This window comes from Ruthenibacterium sp. (assembly GCF_017421385.1).
Classification (GTDB): Bacteria; Bacillota; Clostridia; order Oscillospirales; family Ruminococcaceae; genus Ruthenibacterium; species Ruthenibacterium lactatiformans.
Window position 1 is genome coordinate 1 of the sequence record NZ_JAFOIN010000017.1, and the last position, 7900, is coordinate 7900.

General features: G+C 60.8%; 8 protein-coding genes and 1 pseudogene. 7 read left to right on the forward strand and 2 right to left on the reverse strand.

The genetic code is table 11. The features are described from left to right. On the reverse strand, positions 1–1967 hold a 1967-nt coding region (gene glgP, locus IIY41_RS01885; protein ID WP_287399421.1), incomplete at its 3' end, for a glycogen/starch/alpha-glucan family phosphorylase. A 221-nt stretch (positions 1968–2188) separates the two neighbouring features. Between glgP and IIY41_RS01890 the strand changes: the two genes are divergently transcribed. The 7 genes from IIY41_RS01890 to mgsA all read left to right on the forward strand — a co-directional run bounded on the left by IIY41_RS01890 (position 2189) and on the right by mgsA (position 7672). After that, positions 2189–2530, forward strand: a complete 342-nt coding sequence (locus IIY41_RS01890; RefSeq protein ID WP_009321918.1) for a cell division protein ZapA — start codon at positions 2189–2191, stop codon at positions 2528–2530. Next, positions 2530–4608: a U32 family peptidase gene (locus IIY41_RS01895; RefSeq protein ID WP_155200865.1), complete on the forward strand. Its 2079-nt coding sequence runs from the start codon at positions 2530–2532 to the stop codon at positions 4606–4608. The genes IIY41_RS01890 and IIY41_RS01895 overlap by 1 nt, the downstream gene beginning before the upstream one ends. 378 nt (positions 4609–4986) lie before the next feature. Next, positions 4987–5430 carry a dUTP diphosphatase gene (gene dut, locus IIY41_RS01900; protein WP_009321920.1) on the forward strand — a complete coding sequence of 148 codons (444 nt, stop codon included), beginning with the start codon at positions 4987–4989 and terminating at the stop codon, positions 5428–5430. Positions 5431–5445: 15 nt separating this feature from the next. Next, positions 5446–5712 (forward strand): DUF4321 domain-containing protein, encoded by a 267-nt coding sequence (locus tag IIY41_RS01905; RefSeq protein ID WP_009321921.1) that lies wholly within the window; start codon positions 5446–5448, stop codon positions 5710–5712. A gap of 39 nt (positions 5713–5751) precedes the next feature. Beyond that, on the forward strand, positions 5752–6312 hold the full coding sequence (locus tag IIY41_RS01910) for a Maf family protein (protein ID WP_009321922.1): 561 nt from the start codon (positions 5752–5754) through the stop codon (positions 6310–6312). Positions 6313–6516: 204 nt separating this feature from the next. After that, entirely contained in the window at positions 6517–7248 is a 732-nt protein-coding gene (locus IIY41_RS01915; protein WP_009321923.1) for a nucleotide-binding protein, read from the forward strand. Positions 7249–7267: 19 nt separating this feature from the next. Continuing rightward, positions 7268–7672, forward strand: coding sequence for a methylglyoxal synthase (mgsA, locus tag IIY41_RS01920; protein ID WP_009321924.1), 405 nt, complete (start codon positions 7268–7270; stop codon positions 7670–7672). A 109-nt stretch (positions 7673–7781) separates the two neighbouring features. Here the strand turns inward: mgsA and IIY41_RS01925 are convergent. Next, a pseudogene (locus IIY41_RS01925) lies at positions 7782–7900 on the reverse strand (IS5/IS1182 family transposase); the annotation flags it as partial.

The following is a 7900-nucleotide window of genomic DNA, read 5'->3' on the forward strand; positions in this document are numbered from 1 at the left end:
ATGTTGCCCGTGCCGGAGGCCTCGGTGCCCGCAAGGCTGATCTGCTCACTCACTTCGCTGGCGGGCATCAGACGCTCGCTGGTGGTGACGTTGTAGTCCTCCAGATACACCACGCGCAGCTTTTCACGCACCATGGGGTCCGCGTCGATGAGCGCGCCCAGCTTGCAGATCAGGCGGATCATCTGCTTGGCCATATAGTAGCCCGGCGCGGCCTTTGCTCCGAAGATATACGTTTTGGGAACCACGTCCGCGTTGGGGTTGTTCTTGATATACAGGTACTGCGCCGCGATGTTCAGCGCGTTCAGATGCTGGCGCTTATACTCGTGCATGCGTTTGACCTGCACGTCGAACAGTGTGTGCGGGTCGATCTCCTGCCCGGTGACCTTCTTCAGATGCTGGGCGAAGATCACCTTGTTGGCGTCCTTCACATCCTCCAGAGCGCTGAGCACTTTTTTGTCCGCCTTGAATTTCTCCAGCTTTTTCAGCTCGGACGCATCCTTTTTGAAGCCGGGGCCGATGGTGTCCTCCAGAAGGCCCGTCAGGCCCGGATTGGCGGCCAGAAGCCAGCGGCGGTAAGCGATGCCGTTGGTCACGTTGGTGAATTTTTCGGGGCTGTACAGGAAATAGTCGTGGAACACGCTCTGCTTGATGATCTCGCTGTGCAGCTGAGACACGCCGTTGATGGAATGGCACACATAGCAGCAGATGTTGGCCATGCGCACCTGGCCGTCGCCCAAAACGGCCATGTAGTTGATCTTGCCCTCGTCGCCGGGGAAGGTGCGCTCCAGGTCGGCGCGGCAGCGGTGGTCCAGCTCCACGCAGATTTGGTAAATGCGCGGCAGCGTCTTTTTAAAAATATCCTCGTTCCACTTTTCCAGCGCTTCGCTCATGACGGTGTGGTTGGTGTAGGCGAAGGTGCGGCGGGTGATATCAAAGGCTTTTTCCCAAGTATAGCCGCATTCGTCCAAAAGAATGCGCATCAGCTCCGGAATGGCCAGCGTGGGGTGGGTGTCGTTGACGTGGATGTCGACCTTATCCGGCAGGTTTTCCAGCGTGCCGTACTGGGACAGGTGGTTCTTGGCGATATCCCCGATGGACGCGGCAGACAGGAAATACTGCTGGCGCAGACGGAGGATCTTGCCCTCGATGTGGTTGTCGTTGGGGTACAGCACCTTGCTGATGAGCTCGGCGTTGGCGCTCTTGGTGATGGCGCTGCCGTACTCGCCCGCGTTGAAGCTGTCCATATCGAAGCCGGGCGCCTTGGCCTGCCACAGGCGCAGCTGGGAAACGCCGTTGGAATCGTACCCGGCCACATACATGTCGCTGGGTACGGCGATGACGCTGGAATAGTTTTTGTGCTCCACATGGTGGTATACGCCGTCCCAGCTCTCCTCGATCTCTCCGTCAAAGCGCACCTCCACGGCCTGGTCCGGATGGCTTTTCAGCCACACGCCGCCGCCGGGCAGCCAGTTGTCGGCGCGTTCCTGCTGCCAGCCGTCCACGATCTTCTGCTTGAAGATGCCGTATTCGTACAGGATGGAATAGCCAGTGCCGGGGATATCGTCGGTGGCCATACCGTCCAGATAGCACGCGGCCAAACGGCCCAGGCCGCCGTTGCCCAGGCCCGCGTCCGGCTCCTGCTCGTAGATATTGTCCAGCTTCATGCTGTAATCCCGCAGCACCTCGTCCGCCACGCCGCACAGGCCCAGATTAAGCAGGCTGGTCTTCAGGCTGCGGCCCATCAGAAATTCCATGCACAGGTAATACACCTGCTTGCCGTTGGCGCCGTAGGTGCGCGCGATAAAGCGCTTGCGCTTTTCGCTGAGCATGCCCCGTGCAATGAGTGCAAGCGCGCGGTAGATCTGTTCGTCCGTTGCCGACGCGATGTCGATGGCGAATTCATTGAACAGCTTTTCAGTCAGCAGCTTTTCAAATTCTTTTTTGGTATATCTGGTGTTCAAAATCATCTACTCCTCTTTTCAGGGGGAATGAAAAACCGCGCACATGCAGGGCGCGGCCAGACGGAAAAATCATCCCACACGTTATATATTATAGTATTTTTTGGGCCCTACTTCAACAAAATACGTTTTTTTATAAAAAGTTTCAAAAATCCACTTTCTATCTTCGGGCAATTCGTTTATAATGGGTATAAAACAGGACGTATCGTCAGGAAGGGGTTTCACACAAGATGCCTGCAAACAAGATCAAGCTTGAAATTTGCGGTTCCAATTACGTCATCGCTACGACGGATACCGAGGAATATGTGCTGTCTCTGGCTGAAAAGCTGGATTCTGATATGACACAGATGCTGGCCAGCAATCCCACGGCTTCCGTCACGACGGCGGCCGTCATCACCGCGCTGGGTTATCTGGACGAGCTGAAAAAGAGCACCAGCGGTGCGGACAACATGCGCGCGCAGATCAAGGATTACCTGGAGGACGCCGCCAAGGCCAAGCTGGCTGCCGAGGAGGCCCGCCGCGAGGTGGAGCGCCTGCGCCGCGAGATCGGCTATTTGAAAGAGAAGAAGTAATGCCGAGCCACAGCAATTCCACAAGGCCCGAGATACTGGCGCCCGCCGGCAATGCCGACATGCTCTGCGCAGCCGTTTTTGCGGGAGCGGACGCCGTGTACCTCGGGCTTCAAAATTTCAATGCCCGCCGCACGGCGGGCAATTTTACCACCGAAGGCCTGCGGCAGGCGGTGGCTTTTTGTCATGCCCGGGACGTGCGCGTGTATGTAACGCTGAACACCACGCTGTATCCCGGTGAGCTGACAGCTCTTGCCGAGGCGGTGGCCGGTATTGCGGCTGCCGGGGCTGACGCCGTCATCACGCAGGATCTGGCCGTGGCCGCGCTTGTGCGCCGAATGGCGCCGGGCCTGGCGCTGCACGGCTCCACGCAGATGAGCGTGCAGAGCCTGGACGGTGCGCGCCGTCTGGCCGCGCTGGGTTTTACACGCGTGATTTTGGCGCGTGAGCTGACGCTGTCCGAGATCGCCGGCATCACTGCGGGCTGCGGAATTGAGACCGAGACCTTCGTCCACGGCGCGCTGTGCATGAGCGTTTCGGGCCAGTGCTATATGAGCGCGTTCCTGGGAGGGCGCAGCGGCAACCGGGGCGGATGCGCGGGGCCGTGCCGTCTGCCCTTCGACGCATCGGGCACGCCCGGGCCGGCCGCGGGGCATCATCTGAGCCTCAAGGACATGTCTGTCATCGGTCATCTGCCGCAGCTTTCCGCCGCGGGCGTGGCCAGTGTGAAGATCGAGGGACGGCTGCGCCCGCCGGAATATGTGGCCGCGGCTGTCAATGCCTGTCTGCTGGCGCGGGCGGGTGAACCGTATGACACACGGCTTTTACAAGATGTATTTTCACGTTCTGGTTTTACAGATAGTTATTTAACTGGAGCCCGGAACGGGAGCATGTTCGGCACACGCACCGAAGGAGACGCCGCCGCCGCGAAGGCGGCGGCACCGCGCCTGCGGGAGCTGTACCGCCGCGAACGCCCCCGCGTGGGCGTGGGGCTGGAGCTGACTTTGGAAGAGGACGGCGCGAAGCTGGCCGTCCGGGACGCCGACGGCAACCGTGCGGTGGTGTACGGGGAGCGGCAGCCCCAGCCCGGGCAGAAGCCGCCGGAGGAGGCGCGGGCGGCTTACCGCCGCTCGCTGGAAAAAATGGGCGGGACCCCGTTTTTTCCGCAGGAGGTCGCGGTGCGGGGCGCACAGTGGTTCCTGCCGGGCAGCGAGGTGAACGAGCTGCGCCGTCGGGCGCTGGAGTCCCTGCTGGCAAAGCGGGAGCAGCCACGCCCCATCCCGTGCGCAAAAGTGCCGCAGGCTTTGCTGGAGGCGCCGGCCCGTGCTGCAAAGCAGGAAGGATATGCCGTCCGGCTCGCGCATGCGGCGCAGCTGCCGCGGGAGACCCCACAGGACGCGGCATGGTTCATTATGCCGCTGGCCCAGTGGCGGGACGTGCCGCCGGAGCTGAGGAGCAGAACCTGGCTGGAGGCGCCTCGGGCTTTGTTCGGCGGAGCCGAGGAGGCTTCGGCGCGCGCCGCGTTCGAGAGCCGGGACGCGGGCTTTGCGGGCTATGTGGCGGAAAATATCGCTCAGTTTACCACGCTGGAGGGCCTGCCGCTGGCGGGAGGCTTCGGGTTGAATGTGACGAATCCGCTCTCTGCAAAAGAGTACGCCGCGCTGGGTGCGCGGATGCTGACGCTCTCGCCGGAGCTGACGCTGGAGGATATGGCGCGCATTTCCGCGCCGGTGCCCGTGCTGGCTCTTGCTTACGGGCATATGCCCCTGATGCTGACGCGGGCATGCCCGCTGCAGAATGTGCGGGACTGCGGAGGCTGTGACCGAAAGGGCGAGCTGCTGGACCGGAAGGGCATGCGTTTTCCGGTGCGGTGCAGCGGCCCTGCGGGCGCGCGCACCGTGTACAATCCCATCCCGATTTATATGGGGGACCGTCTGAAGGAACTGCCCGTGGAGCTGCCGCTGCTGTATTTCACCATCGAAACGGCGGCGCGCGTGCGAGAGGTGCTGGCGCTGGTGCGGGAGGGCCTGCCTTTTGACGGTCCGTTCACCCGGGGCCTGTATTATAAGGGGACGAATTGAGCCTGTAGAAAAAGCAAGGAGGAAAAAAGCGCCCGGGGAAGGCCGGCGGCGGGAAAGCCGCGCATCTTTGCAAGGCAAAGTGCGGGCCGTGCGGCAAATGCCGAAAAAATGGGCGGCTGCTGCGCCCGCAGGCGCGTGCCGGAGCGCTGCAGAGCCTCCTGTGCGGATGCCGCGCCGAGAGCGCGGACCCTTTGTGCGAAGATGCTTTTTTCATTCAAAATGCCCCGCGGCGTTCCGCAGGGCCGATGCCGGGGTGTGCAGAGCGAAGCGGCGGACGAAGACTGCCGTGCGCGGCGAAGGGGGCCGAAAGACCTGTTTGTAAGCAGCTCGGCGGAAAAGCAAAGCTTTTTGACAAGCTGGAATTGGGAGGTTTGAGATATGGTTTTGAAATACAAAAAAGTGCGTCCGGGGGCGGCATTGCCCGGCCGGGCCACGCCCGGCAGCGCGGCGGCGGACCTGCGCGCCGTGTGCGGCGACGAAGGCGTTACCCTGCAGCCCATGGGGCGTGCGGTGATCCCTACGGGCATCGCCGTGGAACTTCCGGGGCCCGAATATGTGGCGCTGGTGTTTGCGCGCAGCGGCCTTGCCGTAAAAAACGGACTGACGCTGTCCAACGGCGTAGGTGTCATTGATTCCGACTACCGGGGCGAGATCTCGGTGGGGCTGGTGAATCTTTCGGACAAGCCCTATACGGTGCAGAACGGCGAGCGCATCGCCCAGCTTGCGGTGATGCCCGTTGCCTTGCCCGACATGCTGGAGGTTGAAACGCTCACCGACACAGAGCGCGGCACGGGCGGCTTCGGCTCCACAGGACGGCAGTGAAAAGGAGGGGGAACCATGAAACTCAAGCGTAATCTGCTTTTGATCTTTTTTATTCTTGCAGGAATCGTGCTGGGCGGCATGCTTGCCAACCTGTGCGCCAATATCCCGTTCCTCAGCTGGCTGGCGTATTCCAGCTCCATTGGCTTCAACGCCGACAGCCCATTTGTGCTGGATCTCTCGGTCATCAAACTGACGTTCGGCTTTTCCATGGGCATCAGCGTGGCGCAGATCATCACCATCGCGCTGGCCATTTTCTGCTACAACAAAACGAACCTGCGCTGAGCTGCGGCCCGGCGCTTTTACGGAAAGAAGGGACCTGACATGGGAATTATCCTGGCTTCATCGTCGCCCCGCCGCAGGGAGCTGATGGCGCTTATCACACCGGATTACACGGTGCGCACCAGCGACGTGGACGAACGGGCCATCCGTGCCGAAACGCCCGCGCTTCTGGCACAGAAGCTGGCCGCTGCCAAATGCCGCGCCGTGGCGGAGAGCTGCCCTGAGGATGTGGTCATCGGCTGCGATACGGTGGTGGACGTGGACGGCGCGGTTTTCGGCAAGCCTGCGGACCGGGACGACGCGCGGCGCATGATACGCGTTCTGGCGGGCAGGGGCCACCTGGTGCACACAGGCGTGTGCATTGCCGCACAGGGACGGGAGCTGTGCTTCGCCGCAACCACAAAAGTGGTGTTCGGCGCGCTTTCGGACGCGGAGATCGAGGCGTACATTGCGACAGACGACCCCTACGACAAGGCCGGGGCCTACGGCGTGCAGAACGGCGCGGCCAAATTTGTGGCGGGTATCGAGGGCTGCTATTTCAATGTGATGGGCTTCCCGGTGTCCCGTGTGTACAATGCGCTGAAAGAGCTGGACGTGCTTTGAGCTGCCTGAACCAGCCTGTACAAAATTTTACAAATGGACGCGCGGCAGGCAAAAAAGGGCGGCGCAACAGAAAAGCCGGCGGGAGATTGGCTTTTTTCTGTGAATGTGCCAAAAAATTTTGTTGTACAAACAGCTTTTTTGTGATATACTGAGGAGCAGAGTGGGGTATAGGCCCTGCGTGTGAATTTTAGGGAAAGGGACGACATGGGCGCGAATGTGATCATGGTCGCCTCGGGCAAAGGCGGCACCGGCAAAAGCACGGTAGCTGTGCTGCTGGGGGCCGAGCTTGCCGCGCGCGGCAGGCGTGTTTTGCTTGTGGAGCTGGATTCCGGCCTGCGCAGCGTGGATTATATCGCGGGCGTATACGGCAAGACTGTGTACGACGTGGAGGACGTGCTGAACGGCCGCTGCGAAGCCGGCAAGGCCGTGGTGGAAAGCCCTGTGTACCGCAACCTGTATGTGATCTCGGCTCCGTACTCCGGCGGACATATCCTGCCGGCAGCGCTGCGCGTGTTTGTAGAAAAGGTCGGCCCTGTGTTCGACACCATTGTGCTGGACACTGCGGCGGGCATGGGCGTTCCGTTTGAGGCGGCGATGGGCGTGGCCCACCGCGCGCTGCTTGTACTTACGCCGGACCCTGTATCCATCCGCGACGGACGCATTGTGTGCGACGCGCTGGAGGCGGGCGGGTGCCCGGAAATACGTCTTATCATCAACAAGGTGCCGCGCACGCTGGCAAACTGCGGCATACAAAGCCTGGACGAATGCATCGACACCGTGGGCGCACAGCTCATCGGGGTGGTGCCGTTCAGCACCGAAATACAAAAAGCGGGCGCGACAGGCGCGCCGCTGGCTCCGGCGGGCAGGCCCCGTCTGGCGCTGCGCGCCATTGCCGCACGCCTGTGCGGACAATATACGCCGCTCGTGATTCGATAAATATGAGGAGGATGCCCAAATGAACATCGCGTTGATCGCGCACGATTCCAAGAAGGAACTGATGGTGCAGTTCTGTATTGCATACTGCCGCGTGCTTTCCCAGCACGATCTGTGCGCGACAGGTACGACGGGCAAGCTTGTGGCGGAGGCCACGGGCCTGCGCATCCAGCGTTTTCTGTCCGGCACCCATGGGGGCGACCAGCAGATCGCTGCGCGCATCGCCTGCAACGAGATCGACCTGCTGCTCTTCTTCAGAGACCCGATCAGCGCGAAGCCCCATGAGCCCAATGAAATGAATCTGCTGCGCCTGTGCGACGTACACAATATCCCCATCGCGACCAATATCGCCACGGCCGAGGTACTCATCCATGGCCTGGAGCGCGGCGATCTGGACTGGCGCAATATCGTCAACCCCAACCGCTGAATGTATGCAACTGCAAATGCCCCGTCTATAGGACGGGGCATTTTTGTATGTCGAAAACCACTCGCTAGGCGAGTGGTTCAAAAGAAGACTAAATAGTGTCTACACAAGATCAGGTCAAAACAGTACACCAAATAGCAATGCAACGAATTTGCACAGCAGCCAGAAAAGATGTTGTAGTTTTTGCATATCGAGTAGCAATGCCTCGCCAACGTTTCAGGTGCAAAAAAG